At 54.1% G+C, this 20,331-nt stretch carries 18 protein-coding genes; 12 read left to right on the top strand and 6 right to left on the bottom strand.

The features are described from left to right. The first annotated feature begins 127 nt into the window (after nt 1-127). The 8 genes from Q8W22_RS08745 to Q8W22_RS08710 all read left to right on the top strand — a co-directional run bounded on the left by Q8W22_RS08745 (nt 128) and on the right by Q8W22_RS08710 (nt 10,467). The gene (locus Q8W22_RS08745; protein WP_303433591.1) at nt 128-1,210 is read left to right on the top strand and encodes a polyamine ABC transporter substrate-binding protein; all 1,083 of its coding nucleotides are present in this window, start codon (nt 128-130) and stop codon (nt 1,208-1,210) included. A 454-nt stretch (nt 1,211-1,664) separates the two neighbouring features. Continuing rightward, the gene (locus Q8W22_RS08740; protein ID WP_305414572.1) at nt 1,665-2,759 is read left to right on the top strand and encodes a polyamine ABC transporter substrate-binding protein; all 1,095 of its coding nucleotides are present in this window, start codon (nt 1,665-1,667) and stop codon (nt 2,757-2,759) included. Nucleotides 2,760-2,847: 88 nt separating this feature from the next. Further along, nucleotides 2,848-4,014, top strand: coding sequence for an ABC transporter ATP-binding protein (locus Q8W22_RS08735; RefSeq protein ID WP_303433595.1), 1,167 nt, complete (start codon nt 2,848-2,850; stop codon nt 4,012-4,014). A gap of 15 nt (nt 4,015-4,029) precedes the next feature. Then, on the top strand, nt 4,030-4,971 hold the full coding sequence (locus Q8W22_RS08730) for an ABC transporter permease subunit (RefSeq protein ID WP_303433597.1): 942 nt from the start codon (nt 4,030-4,032) through the stop codon (nt 4,969-4,971). Further along, entirely contained in the window at nt 4,971-5,777 is an 807-nt protein-coding gene (locus Q8W22_RS08725; protein WP_303433599.1) for an ABC transporter permease subunit, read from the top strand. The genes Q8W22_RS08730 and Q8W22_RS08725 overlap by 1 nt, the downstream gene beginning before the upstream one ends. A 55-nt stretch (nt 5,778-5,832) precedes the next feature. Continuing rightward, on the top strand, nt 5,833-6,591 hold the full coding sequence (locus Q8W22_RS08720) for a type 1 glutamine amidotransferase (RefSeq protein WP_303433601.1): 759 nt from the start codon (nt 5,833-5,835) through the stop codon (nt 6,589-6,591). Nucleotides 6,592-7,117: 526 nt separating this feature from the next. Further along, entirely contained in the window at nt 7,118-7,666 is a 549-nt protein-coding gene (locus Q8W22_RS08715) for a glutathione peroxidase (RefSeq protein WP_305414554.1), read from the top strand. Nucleotides 7,667-8,292: 626 nt separating this feature from the next. Then, nucleotides 8,293-10,467: a glutamine synthetase III gene (locus Q8W22_RS08710; RefSeq protein ID WP_303433604.1), complete on the top strand. Its 2,175-nt coding sequence runs from the start codon at nt 8,293-8,295 to the stop codon at nt 10,465-10,467. A gap of 141 nt (nt 10,468-10,608) precedes the next feature. Here the strand turns inward: Q8W22_RS08710 and Q8W22_RS08705 are convergent, their stop codons facing one another. Together Q8W22_RS08705 and Q8W22_RS08700 are read right to left on the bottom strand one after the other, a co-directional pair. Continuing rightward, a complete protein-coding gene (locus Q8W22_RS08705) occupies nt 10,609-11,052 on the bottom strand; it encodes a MarR family winged helix-turn-helix transcriptional regulator (protein WP_305452105.1) in 444 nt (147 codons plus the stop codon). Further along, nucleotides 11,049-11,672 carry a cytochrome b/b6 domain-containing protein gene (locus Q8W22_RS08700; RefSeq protein ID WP_305452103.1) on the bottom strand — a complete coding sequence of 208 codons (624 nt, stop codon included), beginning with the start codon at nt 11,670-11,672 and terminating at the stop codon, nt 11,049-11,051. The genes Q8W22_RS08705 and Q8W22_RS08700 overlap by 4 nt, the downstream gene beginning before the upstream one ends. Nucleotides 11,673-11,778: 106 nt before the next feature. Here Q8W22_RS08700 and Q8W22_RS08695 point away from each other — a divergent pair, with 106 nt between their 5' ends. The 3 genes from Q8W22_RS08695 to Q8W22_RS08685 all read left to right on the top strand — a co-directional run bounded on the left by Q8W22_RS08695 (nt 11,779) and on the right by Q8W22_RS08685 (nt 13,781). Then, nucleotides 11,779-12,192, top strand: coding sequence for a cytochrome c (locus tag Q8W22_RS08695; RefSeq protein ID WP_305415661.1), 414 nt, complete (start codon nt 11,779-11,781; stop codon nt 12,190-12,192). A gap of 7 nt (nt 12,193-12,199) precedes the next feature. Next, nucleotides 12,200-12,664: a hypothetical protein gene (locus Q8W22_RS08690; protein WP_305452102.1), complete on the top strand. Its 465-nt coding sequence runs from the start codon at nt 12,200-12,202 to the stop codon at nt 12,662-12,664. A 235-nt stretch (nt 12,665-12,899) separates the two neighbouring features. Beyond that, a complete protein-coding gene (locus Q8W22_RS08685) occupies nt 12,900-13,781 on the top strand; it encodes an amidohydrolase family protein (protein ID WP_303433613.1) in 882 nt (293 codons plus the stop codon). 122 nt (nt 13,782-13,903) lie between these two features. On the opposite strand, the gene Q8W22_RS08680 is transcribed toward Q8W22_RS08685, so the two are convergent. From Q8W22_RS08680 to paaN, 4 genes are all read right to left on the bottom strand, one after another. After that, nucleotides 13,904-15,412 carry an aldehyde dehydrogenase gene (locus Q8W22_RS08680; protein ID WP_305452101.1) on the bottom strand — a complete coding sequence of 503 codons (1,509 nt, stop codon included), beginning with the start codon at nt 15,410-15,412 and terminating at the stop codon, nt 13,904-13,906. Between the two features lie 126 nt (nt 15,413-15,538). Beyond that, nucleotides 15,539-16,492 carry a phenylacetic acid degradation operon negative regulatory protein PaaX gene (paaX, locus tag Q8W22_RS08675; RefSeq protein WP_305452100.1) on the bottom strand — a complete coding sequence of 318 codons (954 nt, stop codon included), beginning with the start codon at nt 16,490-16,492 and terminating at the stop codon, nt 15,539-15,541. Between the two features lie 283 nt (nt 16,493-16,775). Beyond that, the gene (locus Q8W22_RS08670; protein WP_305452098.1) at nt 16,776-17,363 is read right to left on the bottom strand and encodes a phenylacetic acid degradation protein PaaY; all 588 of its coding nucleotides are present in this window, start codon (nt 17,361-17,363) and stop codon (nt 16,776-16,778) included. A gap of 15 nt (nt 17,364-17,378) precedes the next feature. Next, nucleotides 17,379-19,091, bottom strand: a complete 1,713-nt coding sequence (gene paaN, locus Q8W22_RS08665; protein ID WP_305452097.1) for a phenylacetic acid degradation protein PaaN — start codon at nt 19,089-19,091, stop codon at nt 17,379-17,381. 446 nt (nt 19,092-19,537) lie between these two features. On the opposite strand from paaN, the gene paaF reads away from it, so the two are divergent. Further along, on the top strand, nt 19,538-20,320 hold the full coding sequence (gene paaF / locus Q8W22_RS08660) for a 2,3-dehydroadipyl-CoA hydratase PaaF (protein WP_305452096.1): 783 nt from the start codon (nt 19,538-19,540) through the stop codon (nt 20,318-20,320). The last annotated feature ends 11 nt before the right edge of the window (nt 20,321-20,331 follow it).

Here is a 20,331-nt window from a genome sequence, read left to right as displayed (position 1 = left end):
CGTTTTGCCCATCAGGGAAGGATTTATTCTGCCCACCGATTGGGCTTTTCTTGATTTATAGCAGCCTGTTTGTGCCGCCAGCCTGATATACAGTCCGCCGCTTAATCGACGTATCAAGGAGGAACGTATGCGAAAGTTGGCAGCATCCATATGTGCACTGACCATAGCATCCAGCGCCTGGGGCGCAGACAAGGAGCTGAATATCTATAACTGGGATGATTATATCTACCCGGAAGCGGTTGCTGAATTCGAGCAGCAAACCGGTATCAAAGTGAATTACGACGTTTACGAAACCGACCAGACTCTGGATGACGTGCTCAAGGCAGGCAACAGCGGTTATGACCTTGTGGTACCGTCTGGTCTCTTTCTGGAGCGGCAAATCCAGGCCGGGCTACATGCGCCAATCGACCGGAGCAAGCTGGATAATTACAACAACCTCGATCGGGTGCTATTGGCCAAGGTCTCATCCTACGATGAAGGTAATACCCACGGAGTCCCCTGGGCCTGGGGCACCATCGGGTTAGGCTACAACGTCGATATGATCCGCGAGCGGCTGGGGGATATGCCCACCAATACCCTGGATCTGATCTTCAACCCCGCCATCACCGCCAAGCTGAAAGACTGTGGCATTGGTGTACTGGACTCGCCCTCCGACGTGATCGCCATCGCCCTGAACTACAAAGGCATTATGCCGGACTCCGAAAGTACCCGGCACCTGAAAAAAGTAGAACAGATGCTACTGGCCAATCGGGACAACTACCGTTATATCCATGCTTCCCAATACACAGAAGATCTCGCTAACGGCGATATCTGTCTGGCACTGGGTTACAACGGCGATATTCTGCAATCCCAAATCAATGCCGAAGAAGCGGGTAACGGGGTTAACGTGGCGTATGAAATTCCTCAGGAAGGCACCGCGATCTGGTTTGATCTGATGGCTATTCCGGCGGATGCCGCAAACAAGGAAGCGGCTTACCAGTTTATCGACTTTATTCTGCAGCCAGAAACGGCTGCGCGCATTTCCAACCATGTTTATTACGCGGTCCCCAATCGAGCGGCAGCCCCTTTTCTGGATAAGGACGTGAGCAGTAACGAAGGGGTGTATCCGGTCTCGAGCTTGAAATCCAACCTGTTTTCTCTGAGAGCCCATAGTGACAAGTTCAATCGTGTGCTGGAGAGCACCTGGACAAACATCAAGAGCGGCATTTAACTCGCCGGTAGCCGGCTTTGTTTTATGCGCTGCTGTTGTGCGGCCGCTGCAAGGCGGCTTTGTTTTTCTGTTCTTGTTCTTGTTCTTGTTCTTGTTCTTGTTCTTGTAGCTGTTTGCAGCGCCGTTTTTTACACCTGTTTTCCTCCATTTCACTGCCGCGACTTGCCGGTCGCCGCCAGCCTGTTTTCCCTGATCGATTGACGGTCGCTATCAAGATTGCCCAAGCGCGATAACCTGCCAACCAGCCGGGCTGCGGACACGTTGTCCATAATGTGAACATTGTCGGTCGGCTTGTACCTGTGGTGAGCCATTCATGTGGCTGCAACGCTTGATTTTACTGGCCTGCGCCCGGCATCTGGGGGATATAGCCCCTGGGGGGTATGGGAATGCCTGAGCGGCATCCGTAGCGTGACGATCAAGCTTGATCGATAACGTCTTATTTCTGGAGAAACGTATGCTCAAACTGTCTGCTCTGATGGCCTCTGTATGTGCGCTGACGGCCGCATCCAGCGTATTGGCCGCTGATAACAAGGAATTGAATATCTATAACTGGTCGGACTACATTTACCCGGAAGCGGTGTCTGAGTTTGAACAGAAAACCGGCATCAAGGTGAACTACGACGTTTACGACTCCAACGAAGTACTGGAGGCCAAGTTGATGACCGGCAGCAGCGGTTATGATTTGGTGATTCCAACCGGAGCGTTTCTGGAGCGTCAGATCCAGGCTGGTATCTACACCACCATCGACAGCAGCAAACTGAGTAACTACGGCAACCTCGACAGCACTTTGCTGGAAAAAGTCGCCCGTCACGACGCCAACAATGCCCACAGCGTGCCATGGGCCTGGGGCACCATTGGACTGGGTTACAACGTGGAAATGATCAAGGCGCGACTGGGTGATATGCCCGCCGATACCCTCGACCTGATCTTTGACCCCAAAATCTCTGCCAAACTGCAAGACTGTGGTATTGGCATTCTGGACTCCCCGGCAGAAGTGATGTCGATTGCCCTCAACTACGCCGGTCTTGATCCTAACTCAGAAAGCAAAAGCGACCTCGGCAAAGCCGAAGCCCTGATGAAAGCCAACCGTGACAACTACCGCTACTTCCACTCCAGCCAGTACATTTCTGATCTGGCCAATGGTGAAATCTGCGTAGCCCTGGGTTACAACGGCGATATTCTGCAATCCCAGAGCCGTGCTGAAGAAGCCGGGCAGGGCGTAGAAGTGACCTATGCGATTCCAAAAGAAGGCACGCTGGTATGGTTTGACCTGATGGCCATTCCTGCCGATGCACCCCATAAAGACGCGGCTTACCAGTTTATCAACTTCGTTCTGGAGCCAAAAACAGCCGCTGGTATCTCCAACTATGTGTATTACGCCGTACCCAACACCGCCGCCGAGCCATTGTTGAACGAAGACGTGATCGGCAACCCGGGGATCTACCCCAGTGCCGAAGTAAAAGCCAAGCTGTTTACCCAGCAAGCCCACAGCGCCAAATTTGATCGCATACTGAACCGCGCCTGGTCAAATGTAAAAACCGGCCGTTAATTGATCGTCGCATCAGTCGGGCAGAACGCCCGGCGGTGTTACCATTCCTGAGGGGGGACTGTCCCCCCATCTCACTGGTAGCCAGGTTATGACAAGCGCAAAATCTCCCGTTTCGAATAAGAATCCGCTTACCGCGCCAGCTCCCGATTTATGGCGTGATCCGGATGCCCGACCGTTTGTGTTTTTTGATGGAGTCACCAAAACATTTGATGACTTTACCGCTGTGGATAACATCAGCCTGAAAATCTACAAGCGCGAGCTGTTTTGTTTACTGGGTGGTTCTGGCTCCGGCAAAAGCACCCTGCTGCGGATGCTGGCCGGATTTGAACAGCCGACCCAGGGCCGCATCCTGATAGACGATGTGGATATGGCCGGCATTCAGCCCTGGAACCGTCCGGTTAATATGATGTTCCAGTCGTATGCACTGTTTCCGCACCTGACAGTAGAAAAGAACATTGCCTTTGGCCTCAAGCGCCAGCGGCTGGCCGATGTCGACATCAAACGTCGTGTTGCCGATATGCTCGACATGGTACAGCTGGGCCATCTGGGCAAGCGCAAACCGCATCAACTGTCTGGTGGTCAGCGTCAACGGGTAGCGCTGGCGCGCTCGCTGGTCAAACGCCCCAAGCTGCTGCTGCTGGATGAACCGCTGGGAGCGCTGGATAAAAAACTGCGCGAAGAAACCCAGTTTGAACTGATCAACATCCAGGAAGAACTGGGCGTCACCTTTGTGGTGGTGACCCACGACCAGGAAGAAGCCATGACCCTGGCAACCCGCATCGGCGTGATGAACCAGGGCAATATCGTTCAGGTGGGCGAACCCCACGATATTTATGAATACCCCAACAGCCGGTTTGTGGCCCGCTTTATTGGCTCGGTCAACCTGCTGGATGGACGCGTGACCGAAGACGAGCCAGACCGGGTGCGTATCCGCTGCAATGATTTTGAACCACCGGTCTACCTCAACCACGGCATCAGCTGCGCCCCCAACCAGGAAGTGTGTGTTGCCATTCGGCCCGAAAAAATGCTGATCAGCCATGAGCCGCCAGCACAGACCGACAACACCTGCTCCGGGGTGATCGAAGACATCGCCTATATGGGCAGCCTGTCGGTCTTCCGTGTGCGCCTCGACAGCGGTAAAGAACTCCGCGTTACCCAGCCCAATATCTCCCGCGACAGTGGTGCCCGCTTTACCTGGAATGAACGGGTGCATCTGTACTGGGATGTGGACAGCGCCGTCGTACTGACCAGCTGAGAGAGGATACCTTTTATGAGTCAAGCCAACGGCTATACCGCTGCCCACTCGCGGTTGCAACGGGTGTTGCACAAGCTGCCACTAAAACGGATTAACTGGGGTCGCCAGCTGGTGATCTCGATGCCGTTTGTATGGCTGGCGGTGTTCTTTTTTGTGCCGTTTCTGGTGGTGTTCAAGATCTCACTGTCTGAAACCGCCATTGCCATTCCGCCGTATACCGCCCTGATCGAGCTGGAAGACGCGCTGCTCAATATCAAGCTGAACCTCGGCAACTACCTGTTTTTGTGGGAAGACTCCTTTTATCTGGAGGCGTACCTGAGTTCGATCCGCATTGCTGGCGTCTCGACCTTGCTGGCACTGATCATCGGCTTCCCGATGGCTTACCTGATTGCCCGTAGCGAATCCCGCACCCGCACCATCTTGCTGGCGCTGGTTATTTTGCCTTTCTGGACATCATTCCTGCTGCGGGTTTACGCCTGGGTCGGATTGCTGAAAAAAAACGGCCTGGTTAACGATATCCTGATTAACCTCGGCATCGTCAGCGAACCGATCCAGATGCTGCAAACCGATTTTGCCGTCTACATTGGCATCGTTTACACCTACCTGCCGTTTATGATCTTGCCGCTGTATACCGCGCTGGAAAAAATGGACATGTCATTACTGGAAGCCGCTGAAGACCTGGGCTGTCGGCCGTTCCAGAGTTTCTTTCTGGTGACCATTCCGCTGGCCATGCCGGGCATTCTGGCAGGCTGCACCCTGGTATTTATTCCCGCGGTGGGGGAATACGTGATCCCCGCATTGCTGGGTGGCTCCGATACCCTGATGATTGGCCGGGTACTGTGGGATGAATTCTCACTCAACCGCGACTGGCCCATGGCCTCCGCCGTTGCCACCGTGATGCTGGTGGTACTGGTGCTACCCATTATGCTGCTGCGCAACCGCAAGGAGGCTGAATAATGGCCGTGCAACGTCGTTCCTGGTTTTTATATACCTCCTCGGCACTGGGGTTCCTGTTTCTCTACGTGCCGATAATTTCACTGATCATCTACAGCTTTAACAAATCCAAACTGGTGACCGTTTGGGGCGGCTGGTCGTTCAAGTGGTATGGCGAACTGTTCCAGAACGAGCAGATTCTCAGCGCCGCCTGGCTCAGTATCAAAATTGCGTTTATCTCCGCCTCGCTGGCAGTGGTATTCGGCACCATGGCTGGTTTTGCTCTCAGCCGGATGGGGCGCTTTCGCGGCAAAATGCTGCTGTCGGGCTGGATCTCGGCGCCACTGATCATGCCCGAAGTGATTACCGGCCTATCGTTACTGCTGCTGTTTGTCGCCATGGAAGACCTGTTTGGCTGGCCTGCCGGACGGGGCACCCTGACCATTATTCTGGCCCATACCACCTTCTGCATGGCCTATGTGGCGGTGGTGGTGCAAGCCCGCATGGCAGACTTTGATACCTCGCTGGAAGAAGCCGCAATGGACCTGGGCGCCAAACCCTCCTCGCTGTTTTTTCTGGTGACCCTGCCATTAATTGCACCGGCGATCTTATCAGGCTGGCTGCTGTCGTTTACCCTGTCGCTCGACGACCTGGTGATCGCCAGCTTTGTCTCCGGGCCTGGGGACAGCACCTTGCCGATGGTCATCTTCTCCAAGGTACGCCTGGGTGTGACCCCGGAAGTCAACGCCCTGGCCACCCTGATGATCCTGATTGTTGCCGTGGGCGTTGTCGTGGCCATGTTACAAATGCGAAAGCGGCCCAAGCCGTAATACCTGCCGCCAACCGGCAGCCGCATAACGCATCACGGTGCGTTATGCGTACCCTATGACCGTTAACAACGAGCACTTTATGAAAATCGGTATTCTGGTCACCGGGCTCACCCCGGATACCCTCATCGACCAATACGGCAGCTACGCCGATATGTTTCAGCGCCTGTTCCAACCCCATAACCCCGGCTTTGAATACACCGTTTACAGCGTCAGCCGGGGCGACTTCCCGGCGGCGGCAAACGACTGCGACGGCTGGGTAATTACCGGCTCCAGACACAGCGTTTACGAAGAACTGGACTGGATTGTCCAGCTCAAGGATTTTGTCCGCCAGATTGCTGATTCCGAACGACCGTTAGTCGGGATTTGTTTTGGTCACCAACTGATTGCCGAAGCACTTGGCGGCAAGGTCGAAAGATACCACGGCGGCTGGGGTCTCGGAGTCAACACCTACCAGCTCGACAACGGCTTTGCCCAACAGCTCGAACAAGCCACCGGGCACGCACCACAAACACTCAGCATCAACGCCGTGCATCAGGACCAGGTGACCATTCTGCCCGCCAGTGCCACCGTACTGGCGCATTCCGACTTCTGCCGCTATGCCGTTCTGGGCTACTTCAACAACCGCATCGTCAGCCTGCAACCGCACCCGGAATTCACCCTCGACTTTGAAGACGCCCTGCTCACCGACCGGGGAGGCAAAGGCATCCCGCTGCAAGACACCGAACAAGGACTGATCAGCGTTCGTCAACCCGACGCTTGCCTGGATTCCCCAGTGATCGCAGGCTGGCTGGTGGCTGTGTTGCAGCAACAATAAAACAGCTGCAACAATAAACAGCCGCAGGGACGCCGTCCGGGGTTGTCCCCGTAGCGGCGATCCGCGTCATTCCGGGCTTGCCCCGGAATCCTCCGCACGACCGTAGAGACGCTCGCTATGGCTGTCCGCAACGGCGGTGTGGGTGCTCTTAATCCCTTTTAATTCAGGGTTGGTTTTCTACCCCTCCTTGTAAAAAATTATTATAAAACAATGGCTTGCCAAGGTGGTTGCAAAAACCACCGCATTTGCAAAAGTTGACTGATTTTTAAACAGCATATGGTTGCCAAAGCACCTGTTATTTCTTACCTGAGTACTTTGCCCCGTTGCCGCAGCAAAGTCAGCCTGATGATGGTTAAAAGCTTTTGTTGTCTGTGCCGTCTGTGCCGGGGGCTGTTTGCTGCAAAACGGCCACGGACGAAACCGGTCACGAACGGAGCGTCTGTTTATCCTTGAGGCTGCTATGCTGACGGTGAGAGTCTGGCTGTCTTGATGGATGGCTGAAACGCACTGCTTCTGGAGATAGATTATGAGTACGATTTACGACACCACGGTAAACACCATTGATGGTGTTTCTCAATCGCTGTCTGACTATGCCGGTAAGGTATTGTTGGTGGTGAATGTCGCGTCCAAGTGTGGTCTGACGCCGCAGTACGAGCAGCTGGAGGCCTTGTATCAGGCGAAGCACGCCAGTGGTCTGGAGATTCTGGGGTTTCCGTGTAACCAGTTTCTGGGTCAGGAGCCGGGTAGCGAAGCAGAGGTGAAGTCGTTCTGTTCGCTGACTTATGGCGTGTCGTTTCCGATGTTCAGCAAGGTTGAGGTGAACGGTGAGGGCCGTCATCCCTTGTATCAGCAGTTGATTGCTGCCCAGCCACAGCGTACGACCGAAGAGGGGAGTGGCTTCAGGGACAAGCTGGCCGGTATGAATCTGTTGTCGGACGATGACAGCGATGTGATGTGGAATTTTGAAAAATTCCTGATCGGTAAAGACGGTACGGTGATCGGTCGTTTTGCTCCGGATATGACGGTGAATTCGCCGGTTCTGCAAGCGGCAATCGATGCCGCGCTGGCGCTCTGATCTGCGGGTCGCCCGGTGCTGCCGGGCGACGGTTATTGGCTGGGGCTGGCCATCCATCCGGGGGTGTGGCTCATTTTCGTGACCTTTCTTTGCACTCTTTTAGCTCGTTTTCTATGTATTAGTTCACACTTCTCCCTATAACCGGGCGCGGACTGTCTGGCCATGCTTTGTTTTGTGGCGGTTGGCGTTTCTGGTTTGTCTGGATCAATTATTGCAGTGATATTGCAGGCCCGCTTTTTTAATGCCGAGTTTGAGTCGTTACGCTCCTTGATGTGTTGGAAGCCCACTACCTGGTGATTTTTTGACTATCAACGTGCTAGCGAAGCACTAATGGGGACATCTATTTAATCCTGCACGGCTCTGCGCGAGTGGTGCCGTTGTTCAGGGCAAGGCGACGAATGCAGCGAAATGACGAGTCCTTTTCAAATTCGTCAACACCGCACTGGACGGCGGCAACCCGCGCCCTTCGGGGGCTGCCGGATGATCTCGACTCGGTGTCGCCGACGTTTGACTTGACCCGTCAGGCCTGCAAGTCGGCTTCGTGATTCGAAACCATCCGGTAGCCCAGAGTGAGCACCGGATTAAATAGATGTCCCCTAATGATAATTGGAACCCAGGAGAATAATATGAGTGGAAACCAGACGCGTCTGATGGCGATCAGTGACATTGTGAATCGTCAGCCTGCTGCTGTGGAAAAGCCTGAGCCGTTGAGCCGTATCTGGGCAACCGACGTCTTTAATATGGCGACGATGGAAGAAGTCCTGTCCAAAAATGCCTTCAAGGCGATGAAAAAAACCGTGCAGACCGGTGCGGCACTCGATCCTGCCACCGCTGATGTTGTCGCGGCTGCGATGAAAGACTGGGCCATTGGTAAAGGGGTGAAGTTTTTCTCCCATATTTTCTACCCAATGACCAATGCCACGGCTGAGAAGCACGATGGCTTTATTGTTACCAATTCTGATGGCGGGGCGATCACCGAGTTTACCGGTAGCCTGCTGATCAAGGGTGAGCCGGATGGCTCCTCATTCCCTAACGGCAGCTTGCGGATGACCAATGCGGCCCGTGGTTATACCGCCTGGGATCCGACCAGCCCTGCTTACATCATGCACACGGACAACGGCGCGACGCTGATGATCCCGAGTGTCTTTATGTCGTGGACCGGTGAAGCGCTGGATAAAAAAATTCCGCTGTTACGCTCCAACGCTGCCATGAACAAGGCCGGACAAAAAGTTCTGGCGCTGATGGGCGAAGCCGAAATCGCGACGCTGAACTCCAGCTGTGGTGCGGAGCAAGAATACTTCCTGGTGGACTCTGCACTGGCGGCGGCTCGTCCGGATTTGCTGTTGGCGGGTCGTACCCTGTTTGGTGCGCCATCGGCCAAGGGTCAGGAGTTTGATGACCATTATTTTGGTGCCATTCCTGAGCGTGTTCAGGTGTTTATGCAGGATTTTGAGGACAAGCTGTATCGCCTTGGTATTCCGGCCAAAACGCACCATAACGAAGTGGCTCCTGGCCAGTTCGAGATTGCACCGTATTTTGAAGCGGCTAACGTCGCATCCGATCACCAGCAACTGCTGATGACGTTGATGAAACTGACTGCCAAGCAACATGGCTTTATGTGTTTGCTGCATGAAAAACCGTTTGCCGGGGTGAATGGTTCCGGTAAGCACGTTAACTGGTCGGTGGGTAACGCCACGCAGGGTAACCTGCTGGACCCGGGTGATACGCCGGACAAAAATCTCAACTTCCTGCTGTTCTGTGGTGCGGTGATTCGTGGTGTTCACGTTTATGGCCCGTTGCTGCGTGCTGCGATTGCGTCGGCAGCCAACGACCATCGTCTGGGTGCGAACGAAGCGCCTCCGGCGATCCTGTCGGTTTATCTGGGTGATCAGTTGGAAAAACTGTTCATGGATATCAAGGACGGCGCGATCAATGAAACCGCCGATGGCGGTTTGATGGATTTGGGTCTGGATCAAATCCTCAAGTTTGAGCGTGATCCCGGTGACCGTAACCGTACCTCACCGTTTGCCTTTACCGGTAACCGTTTTGAATTCCGTGCGGTGGGTTCTTCACAGTCGGTCTCCGGACCTCTGGTGGCGATGAACACCATGCTGGCGGATTCCTTGGGCTGGATTGCGACCAAACTGGAAACGGCACTGGAAACCACCAGTGACAAGACCGAAGCCGTTATTATTGTGCTGAAAGAGCTGATGGAGCTGCACAGCAATGTCATCTTCGGTGGTGATGGTTATTCCAGCGAATGGCATACCATGGCGGTTGAAGAGCGTGGTCTGAAAAACATCCCGACCACGGCTGACGCCTTGCCTGCCTTCCTGGATCAGACGGTGATCGATCTGTTTGATTCAACCGGTGTGCTGACCCCTGTCGAGCTGGAAAGCCGCTATGAGGTGTATGCCGAGCAGTACGTGCTGTCGATTGAGGTGGAAGCCAAACTGGTGGTCAATATGGCGACTACCATTATTTATCCAGCCGCAGTCAGCTACCTGTCGAGCCTGACGGATGCGATTGCCGGGGCCGCTGAGCTGTCGATTGCACTGGATGCTTCTTTGGCGACGACTGTCGGCGAAAACCTTAATGGCATGATGGCTGCCGTGGCCAAGCTGGAAACCGCCATGGCAACTCATGACTTCGACTCTACCGAAGCGCACATGAAGTTCTGTGCTGATACGATTTGTGGCCTGATGCTGGAAGTCCGTGGCTTTGCGGATACGTTGGAAACTCTGGTTGCCGACGACATTTGGCCATTACCGAAATACAGCGAAATGCTGTTTATGCGTTAATCGCAGTCAGTTGCTTTAAACGGCGGTATCCAGATGTAGCGCCGGAAACATAAAGCAAACCCAGGCCTCTGGTGATCACTCACCAGGGGCTTTTTTGTGGCCGGTGGTTGTGTATTGGCCGCTGGGGAGATCGACTGTGGGCTATCGCATGCCTGCGGCTTTGTTGAGCAATTGGATCAGTGTTTGTGCTTCTTCCTGGCTGAGCCGGTCCAGATACTGTTTGTTGCAGGCAATGGCCTGTTGCAGTACCGAGTGGCGGAGTTCCTTGCCTTGTTGGGTGAGGTAAATTTGCAAGGCCCGGCGGCTGGTCGGGTGCGGGCGACGTTCAACCAATGCCATTTTTTCCAGGGTATCGAGGGTGCGGGTGGTGGTGTAGTGCGCGGTCATGCAACGTTCGGCCAGTTCAGTCTGGGTCAGGCCTTCTTCTTCCCACAGGGCAAACAGAGTGGGCCATACACCAATATTGAGTCCCATGGTTTTTAACCGTTGATCCAGATCCTCGGCCAGTTGTTTGCCCAAAACGGCGATTAGCCAGCCCAGGCTGTTGTGTCTGGGCAGGATCAGGTCTTCTGCATAACTTGTCATATAAACACTCTCATCGAAATGGCCAGGTAGCCAACGGACATACTGATACTGATGAATAGTAACCCGGCGGCAAGGCGCTTGCTCTGCAAACGCGGTGGTTGTCCACGGATATCGCGGATGCCGGTGATCATTGCCTGAGTCAGGCGTTCACCTTTGTATTCATGCCAGCACACAGCCAGCACATGCAAACTCACGGCAATGGTGATCAGTATCGCCAATTGTGTGTGGATGAATATCGCCCAGCGAGCGGCGGTTCTGCTGGCGTCGGCGTTGAATAGCTCTGAGCCGACCAGCCCAGAAATTATCTGGCCAGCCAGTAACAGCAGTAAGGCCAGCACCATGATGGCACCCAGAGGGTTGTGCCCCGGTATGCTGCTGGCTCGTCCTTGCAGGTAGCCAGGCAAGCGTTGAATGGTGCTGATTAACTGGCCGAAACGTGTGTTGCTGCTACCCCATAAACCCCATTGGACTCGCCAGAGCCACAAGATCAATAAGGCGTAGCCAGCCAGTTGGTGCAGCCCGGCTGAGCCTCTGCCAGTCCAGCCGGTGATCAGCAAGGTGATGACCAGGCCCGCCTGTAACCAATGATAGAGACGCACGGGCAAATCCCAGATTCGCATAAAGGATGACCTCCCTGGTAGTTCCTGTTCTAACAGTTGCTATTGCAATAGTTGCATTTGCAAAATACCATAAGTCACGTCATAGGCAAACCACGAGGACTCACTTATGAAACACCTGATCGTATTGTTATTGCTGGCTGCATCTGCTGCTACTTATGCCGAGCACCCTGCGGTGGAGCAGCGCCAGCAACTGTTTGAAGAGATTGAAGAGCAGACGGATTATCTGGAGCAATCAGTGGATGACGAGCACTGGTCTGAGGTCGAAACCACGGCGCTGAAGCTGGATCAACAGATACAGCGGTTACTGACGCTGTTCCCGCCAGAGTCCTCGGGAGAGGGTAGAAGCCGGAAAGCGGTGTGGCGGCATTGGGATGCATTCGAGCGGGATATGATGAGCTGGCAAATGGCGTATCGAGACATCGCTGCTGCGGCAGTGGCAGAGGTATCCAATGAGGATGCGCTGGACCAGATATCATCGGCCTGTCGTTCCTGCCATCGCAAATATCGTTCTTTATGGTGAGGTGATTATGAAACTTCAACAAGCACATATCTGGTTTGCCAGACTGGCCATGGCTCTGATCGTTACTTTTTGGGGCAGCACGATTGTGGTCGAGCTGATCGGCGATCCGGATCTTATTTATCAGGTTAAAAATGCCATTTTTTATGCGATCTGGTTACTGGTACTGGCGATGGCTGTGACTGGTATCAGTGGGGCCAAACTGGCTGGAACCCGCAGCAGTGGACTGATTGGCCGCAAGAAAAAGCGCATGCGGTTTGTGGCACTGAATGGTGTTTTTATCCTGATCCCAGCAGCGATTTACTTGCGCTCACTGGCTGCGGCAGGGGATTTTGGTAGCACTTTCTATACCGTACAGGCGCTGGAGCTGTTGGCCGGAGCCGTGAACCTGACCTTGATGGGGTTCAATATCCGCGATGGTCTAAGGCTCTCGACAGCCACCAAAAAGCCGATGGCGGCCGAGGGTTCAGGCTGACTTGGGCTGTGCAGGAGCAGGGTTTTCCGGCGTATTGAAAGTGACCATACCGTTGCTGACGGCTTTTTTCGTAGTAGAAAATAATTGTTTGTGTGTTAAACAGTTGTGGTTCTTCTGTTGTTGAGTGTGTAGAGTATCTGGCAGGTTACAGCGAAGCCGAACCTGGCTTCGCTGTAACCGCGCTACCGGTGCATATAACAACAATATCACCCGAGATTGGATAACAGGGGACACCATGATGAACATCGACGACATTATTGCTATCGACTTCCATACCCATGCAGAAGAGCCCTGCAGCTGTGACCGGGATGATGGCTACTATCAGTTTCAGGAAGACTTCGCCAAGTATTTCAAGAATCCGGCTGGCCACAATATGATGCCAACGGTGCAGGATACGGCTGATTATTACCGTGATAAAAAAATCGCAGCGGTGATTTTTCCGGTGGATGCTGAGCGTGAGACTGGCTTCAAGCGTTACGACAATGAAGAAGTCGCGGCGATTTGTGCGGAAAACAGCGATATCCTGATACCTTTTGCATCAATCGACCCGGCCAAGGGCCGTATGGGAGCACGGGAGGCTCGCCGACTGGTGCGTGAGTTTGGTGTGAAGGGGTTTAAATTTCATCCCACGATGCAGGGTTTTTACCCTAACGACCGTTCGGCCTATGTGCTGTATGAAGCCATTGCGGAAGAAGGTGCCGTAGCGCTGTTTCACACCGGTCAGACCGGGGTCGGAGCCGGTGCTCGTGGTGGTATGAATATGCGGCTGAAGTACTCCAACCCGATGTTGCTGGATGATGTGGCGGCGGATTTTCCGGATATGCCCATTGTGGCAGCGCATCCGGCATTCCCCTGGCTGGACGAGCAGTTATCTGTCGCGACTCATAAGCCGAATGTGTACATTGATATGTCGGGTTGGTCGCCGAAGTATTTTCAGCCCATCTTTGTTCAATACGCCAACAGTATCCTGAAGCACAAGATGCTGTTTGGCTCCGATTGGCCGGTTATTACGCCTGATCGCTGGATTCGGGATTTTGAGAAGCTTGATATCAAGGAAGAAGTGCGGCCGCTGATCATGAAAGAAAATGCCGCCAGGCTGCTGGGTTATATGAAGTAGCGAGCCTGGATGGCCCCTCGCATGTCATACAGGCTCTGTATGCCACAGGAGGGATGTTATGGAGAGTACGATTATCGAGAGTACGGTTATCGGCGCTCAGCCAAACGTGATCGCGATAAGCATCAATACTCGATCCAGGTGGTTTTTAGTTCGCTGTAGTCATTCAGGGCGTGCAGGGATTTATCGCGGCCATTGCCGGATTCACCAAAGCCACCGAAGGGCACGGTAATATCGCCACCAAAGTAGTTGTTCACTCCCATGGTGCCGGTACGGACACCGTTGGCAACCGTGAGCGCGGTGCTGATGTTCTGACTCCAGACGGCACCGGCCAGACCATAGCGGGAGTCGTTGGCTATACGGATGGCGTCAGCGGCATCGCTAAAGGGGATAGCCGATACCACTGGGCCAAAGATTTCTTCCTGGGCAATGGTCATGCGGTTGTCGACATCGGCAAACAGGGTCGCTTGATGGAAGCAGCCACCCAGGCCGGTGTTGGTGGCGGACTCGCCTCCCAGTACCAGCCGTGCGCCTTCTTGCTGGCCAATCTGAATGTATTGCTGGATGGTGTTGATCTGGTTCTGGTCGATGACGGCACCCATGCGGGTGTCGGGGTCGAGGGGGTTGCCCGGAGTCCAGCACTGGCTGTGTGCCATCATCCGTTCGATAAAGTCATCGTAGATCGATTGCTGAATCAGCAAGCGTGTCCCGGCGGTGCAGGTCTGGCCGCAGTTGTAAAATCCGGCGACGGCAGCCCATAACGCGGCTTTGTCGAGGTCGGCATCGGCAAAGACGATGTTGGCGCTTTTGCCGCCCAATTCCAGAAAGGTGCGTTTCAGGTTGCTTTGGCCAGCGTACTGCATCAGTAGTTTGCCAACGGCGGTGCTGCCGGTGAATGTCTGGCCATCGATATCCGGATGCAAGGACAGGTGTTTGCCAAGGTTGATGCCATCGCCGGGCAATACATTGAGTACGCCGTCGGGCAAACCGGCTTCCGTCGCCAGTTGCGCCAGTTTCAGGGCTGTCAGCGGGGTTTTGGGGTCGGGTTTGAGAATCACCGAGTTGCCGGCAGCCAATGCCGGGGCCAGTTTCCAGGCGGTGGTCGAGAGCGGGAAATTCCACGGCACAATCGCCAGCACTACTCCCAGAGGTAAACGCTGTACCAGCGCCAGAGTGCCAGGCGCGGTAGGGGCGATTTCTCCGTATACCTTGTCGATGGCTTCTGCTGTCCAGCGGATGGTATTTACCGCGCCGGGTACATCTATGTTCAGGGTGTCGCTGATGGGTTTGCCGACATCGAGGGTTTCCAGCAGCGCGATTTCTTCCCGGTGCTGTTCAATCAAGTCCGCCCAACGCACCATGATGCGTTTGCGATCGCTGGGAGCCATGGCAGACCAGGTGCCACTGTTAAAGGCTTGGCGAGCGATGCGAACGGCGGCATCGGCATCTTCCGGGGCGTTATCCGGCAGCTCGGCCAGTATGGTACCGGTCGCCGGGTTGAAACAGGGCTGAGTCGCGCCGCTGAGCGCGGCCGCTGGTTTGCCATTGACCCAGGCGTACGCCGGGATTGTGATCTCGCTGGCTTTGGCGGTCCAGTCGGCACAGCAGGTCGGGCTTGTCAGGTTCTCGCTCATGGCACAGTCTCCGGATCATAAAAACAGACCCTATTGTGCGGGCTACAGCATGCCAGAGGTATATATCCTGATGGGTAGTTTTAGGTGTTCAAGTTGGCTGCTGTATTTATTCTTTGGCAGGGCCAACTAGGTGGTCATCAGCCTTGGTGTCTGCGGCTTCAGGCCATCAAAACGCTGATAAAAAGAAGCCGATGCTGCTGGCAATGGCCCTTCAGCGGTTTCCAGTTGTTCAGCGATCCATTGCTCTGCATGGGGAGTCAGGCTGCGGTAAATGTTGCGGCACAGCTGTCTGGCGGCGCGGCCTTCCCAGTCGCCGGGCAGCAGTTCTTCTGGTAACAGAGGGTCTCGCAATACCAGTTTGCGGTATTCATGAATCAGCAGTATGCGCGCCAAAAAACAGGCCTGTTGATCTCGTTCCTTATTGTCGTTCAACTCCTGCCACATTGGCCTGAACAGATCGATAAAGTCTTGATAGCGGGCTCCTAGCTCAGGCAGGCCCCAGCTGTCGCGTACCAGCATCCGGATTGGTTTCCCTGTTAGCAGCTCTTCCTTGGCAGAGGTTTCAAACAGCACGACCTTGTCGCTGAGTTCCAGCAGCGAAAGCGCGGAGTTGACTTCCGCAGAGTTAGCTCTGGGGCTGCCTAGCAAACCAGGTGACAACACACCAAATCCTTGCCATTCAAGTTCATCCAGCAATTGCTTGCGCTGCTCAGGGCTGAGCTGCTGAGTGAGAATCAGTGACCAAGAGCCGTCCCAGGCGGCGGACTTTGAACTGTATACGCGGCGAAACGCTTTTTTGAACTTGCGTCGGCCTGGATCAGTCAGGCTGTAGTAGCTACGCCGGCCCACCTTGTCACTCATTAGCCAGCCGTCCTGGGTTAGACGAAAAATAGTGGTACGCATCAGGCGTTCGTTGATCCCGATAGGCTCTAGCAGTTTGATCAGGCTACCCAGCCAGACCGTCCCTCCGTGTGGTTCAATCGCATCGCCATAAATCGTGATTACCAGTGAGGTTGCACGCATAGGTGTTTGGCTCTGGAAGCGCTTTATCACCGCATCCAGTGTGTTCAATGACTTCATATTCAAGAAATTCCGGTCGAAGATCGAGGGCACCAATTGGCAGTTTAACAGGGTCTGAAAAGGTGTTTCCGAGTAGCAGCGGGTATGAGGAGACAATAATTGAGAACGGTCTATGAGCTGGTATCCTGGAGTCATGTTTACAGCTTGGCATCTGGAAAATTCTACATAGCCTGTCTGGGTTTTGCAGTGACTGACTTCATGGTAGTAGCGCGACAGCAGTCAAGATTACCAGCCCGGAAGGTTGGCATCTATTATCCAACTGAACAGTAGCGAATGGGCAGGGTTATATTTTTGGCCGGTGGCCGGTATCAACGACCCCTTGGCGACCTGGCTCTTCGGCATTGAGTGGCGAGCACTCTACCAGGCTTTCCAAACAGCGGCGTGACAGCTCGATATATTGTTGCGTGCCGAGCTGTTTCCAGTGTAATTCATCATCCGTGACTTGACGTTTGATAACCCCAGGCGTGCCCATCACCATGGAACGCGGAGGGCAGGTAAAACGGTTTTTGATGAAGGAGGAGGCTGAGACGATTGATTCGGCACCGATATCGGCACCATCCATCACGACGGCATTCATGCCAATCAGGGTATCTTCACCGATAATGCAACCGTGAAGCACTGCGCCGTGACCGATATGGCCATGGCGGCGAATAATCGTGCTGCTTTGCGGGAAACCATGTACCACACAGGTATCCTGGATGTTGGCACCGTCTTCCATAACGATGCGGCCGAAATCACCACGCAGACTGGCGGCCGGGCCAATGTAGCATTGTGCTCCGATGATCACATCGCCAATCAGTACGGCAGTTGGGTGGACATAGGCACTGGGATGAACCACTGGTGTCACGCCATCGATTTTGTAACAAGGCATATAAAGTTCTCCTGATCAGTCAGTGGCGGCGGTCGCTGGACGACGGCTTTGTATCACGACAAAGCGACGACTGACAAACCCTCTGTCGGTGAGAGAAGTGTTGGCTGCCGGGTTGCCACCAGAGCCATGAAAATCACTGAATGTGGCGGACTGGTTCATATAAAAACTGCCATCCAGGTTGATGGATAACGAGACTGCGACGTCCTGAGCCAGATTTTCTGCCTGCGCCAGCACATCGTCGCGGGTGGTGTAGATAGCCAGTGCAATCGCGCCTTGAGCTGACAAGGTCTGGCGTGCCAGTGACAGGGATTCTGCGGTGTCGCGGGTACGAACCAGATACGCAATCGGGCCAAACTGTTCTTTGCCATACAGGTCCTGATCCTGGCTTGCCAGAGCGAGCAGCAGTGGCGTTTGTACGCGAGCTGCGGGAAAATCTGGATGAATCAGGCTTTTGCTATCGAGTAATACGCTGCCCCGTCCTGTGATCGCTTCCCGGCATTGCTGAATTCTGACCAAGGTGTCTTCACTTTGAATTGCGCCGAGGAAGCCGCACGCCTGTGCCGGATCGGCGATCCATTGGGTAATACTGCTGACCAATGCATCCGCTACCTGCTCAAATGACCAGCATTCGTCTTCTGCCGTCACGCCGCTGGCAGGAATATAAATGACTTGGGGAGAGGTGCACATTTGCCCAGAGTAGAGACTGAGTGAGAAACCGAGATTGCCAGCAACTGCAGTGATGTCCGTCATGCTGTCAATAATCACGGTGTTGAGCCCGGCTTTTTCGGTAAACACTTCCGCCTGGTGAGCATGCTGTTCCAGCCAGTTGCCAAAGTGGCTTGAGCCGGTGAAATCAATCAGCCGCACCCGTGGATCGGTTGCCAGTCGGGCCGCCAGTGGGGCTGCTCGAGTGTCGACCGCGAGCATTACCAGGCGCGGATCGTATCCGGCTTCGGTAAGCACCTCTTGCAGTACTCTGACGGTCAGTGCCAGCGGCAGAATCGAATCCGGGTGGGGTTTTATGACTACCGGATTGCCCGTCACCAGACTGGCAAACAATCCGGGGTAGGTATTCCAGGTCGGGAAGGTGCAACAGGCGATGCTGAGTGATATTCCCCGAGGCACGATATGCCAATGTTTAGTCAATGAGAGTTGACCACGTTTGCCCATGGGTTTTTGCCATAAGACGGATTGTGGTATCTCCATCATGGCATCCCAGCTATAGGCAACGGCTTCTACAGCCCTGTCCTGGGCGTGGGGGCCACCGGCCTGGAATGCCATATTGGCGGATTGTCCAGTGGTGTGTTGTACCGCCTGAGCCATTAGCGGACTGAGTGTATTTAACCGGTGAATGGCTTCCATAGCGACCGCCACCCTGGCGTGTGGCCCGGCATCGCGCCAGCCACCAATCAGTGATTGCTGGGTTGCCAGTAACGTATCTGGGTCGTACTGCGGATAGTGGATACCAAGGGCGAAGCCGTAGGGGGATTGCTCCTGGCCCGCTCGTCCAATCTCCTCTACTCCTTGCAGCTTGAACGGCTGTCCGAGCAAGGTCTGGAATTCTGCTGCCGCGCTGGCCAGTGATTCCGCCGGGTACGCTTTGGGATGTTCCGGGAAAGGAGCCCAGTAACCGCGCTGATGAATCGCCTTGATGGCCTGATCCAGCAGGGGCGAGTAGCGGGAAAACCAGAGCGTGGTCTGGCAGTTCGTCATGGCATCAGGCGACATAACAACTCCATTAATGAGTATTTTTGTTTTAAAGACACTAAAATATCTATTATTTGTTATTTACTGTATCAAATCATAGGTCGTTGTTGATTGAAACGGCATCTGTTGGTGTTGTTTGGATTGTCTTGAAATGATGTATTTGAATCCATTTTATTTTCTATCTATTTGAAAAATATTGGTTTTTAATCGAAAAATGCTCGCGTCTATTGATTTTTCAGAGGGTTTTTCCATGTAAAATCTAAATTCGATACATAAAATAAAAAATAAAAAATTGTTTTGTATCTTAATTTTGGGCAGCATTGATAGGTATTGATGCAGGCCAAACAAATCCGCTCCTTGCTTCAAGGCTGACGCTGTCAGGGTTCTGGAGCGAATTGGAACGAAAACGTCTGCTCCTTAAGTCATTGCCGAAACGCTATAAAAACAAAATCGGACAGGTTACTCAGATGACAAAACGCTACGCGACACTGGTCGTGCATAAGGTCAGTGCAGGAGTTCAGCTGATTGAGCTGAATCGCCCTGAGGCACTCAATTCCCTGACCACCGCCATGCTGGGTGAGTTGTCAGCGGTCATGGATCTGGCAGAAATCACGGACGACATTCGAGTGCTGGTTCTCACCGGTAACCGCAAGGCCTTTGCGGCCGGAGCCGATATCAAGGAAATGGCCGAGCGGGATTTGGTCGGTATTCTGAATGACCCTCGCCAGCAGCACTGGCAGCGGATTAGCCGTTTCCCCAAGCCGCTGGTTGCCGCCGTGAATGGCTTTTGTTTGGGCGGTGGCTGCGAGTTGGCGATGCACGCCGATATTATTCTTGCCGGCACAGACGCGCGCTTCGGACAACCGGAAATCAACCTTGGCATTATGCCTGGTGCCGGGGGTACGCAGCGATTGTTGCGGGCGGTGGGCAAGTCGATGGCGATGCAGATGATACTGACTGGTTCGCCGATCACCGCCCGACAAGCCCAGCAATCCGGTCTGGTCAGTGAGATTACCCAACCTGAATTGACGGTTGAGCGGGCATTGGCTGTTGCTGCCAGTATTGCCTGTAAGGCACCACTGGCAGTGCGCCTGGCCAAAGAGTCGGTGCTCAAAGGTATGGATACCGATCTCGCCTCAGGCCTCCGTTTCGAGCGCCATGCTTTTACTGTGCTGGCTGGCACCGCCGACCGCAATGAGGGTATTGCCGCCTTCCAGGAAAAGCGCAAACCGGAATTTAACGGCCAGTAGTGCTGGCAACC

This window comes from Oceanobacter sp. 1_MG-2023, from assembly GCF_030689025.1.
In the GTDB taxonomy this organism is placed as follows: Bacteria; Pseudomonadota; Gammaproteobacteria; order Pseudomonadales; family Oceanobacteraceae; genus Oceanobacter.
This window is presented reverse-complemented; position numbering and strand designations above follow the sequence as displayed.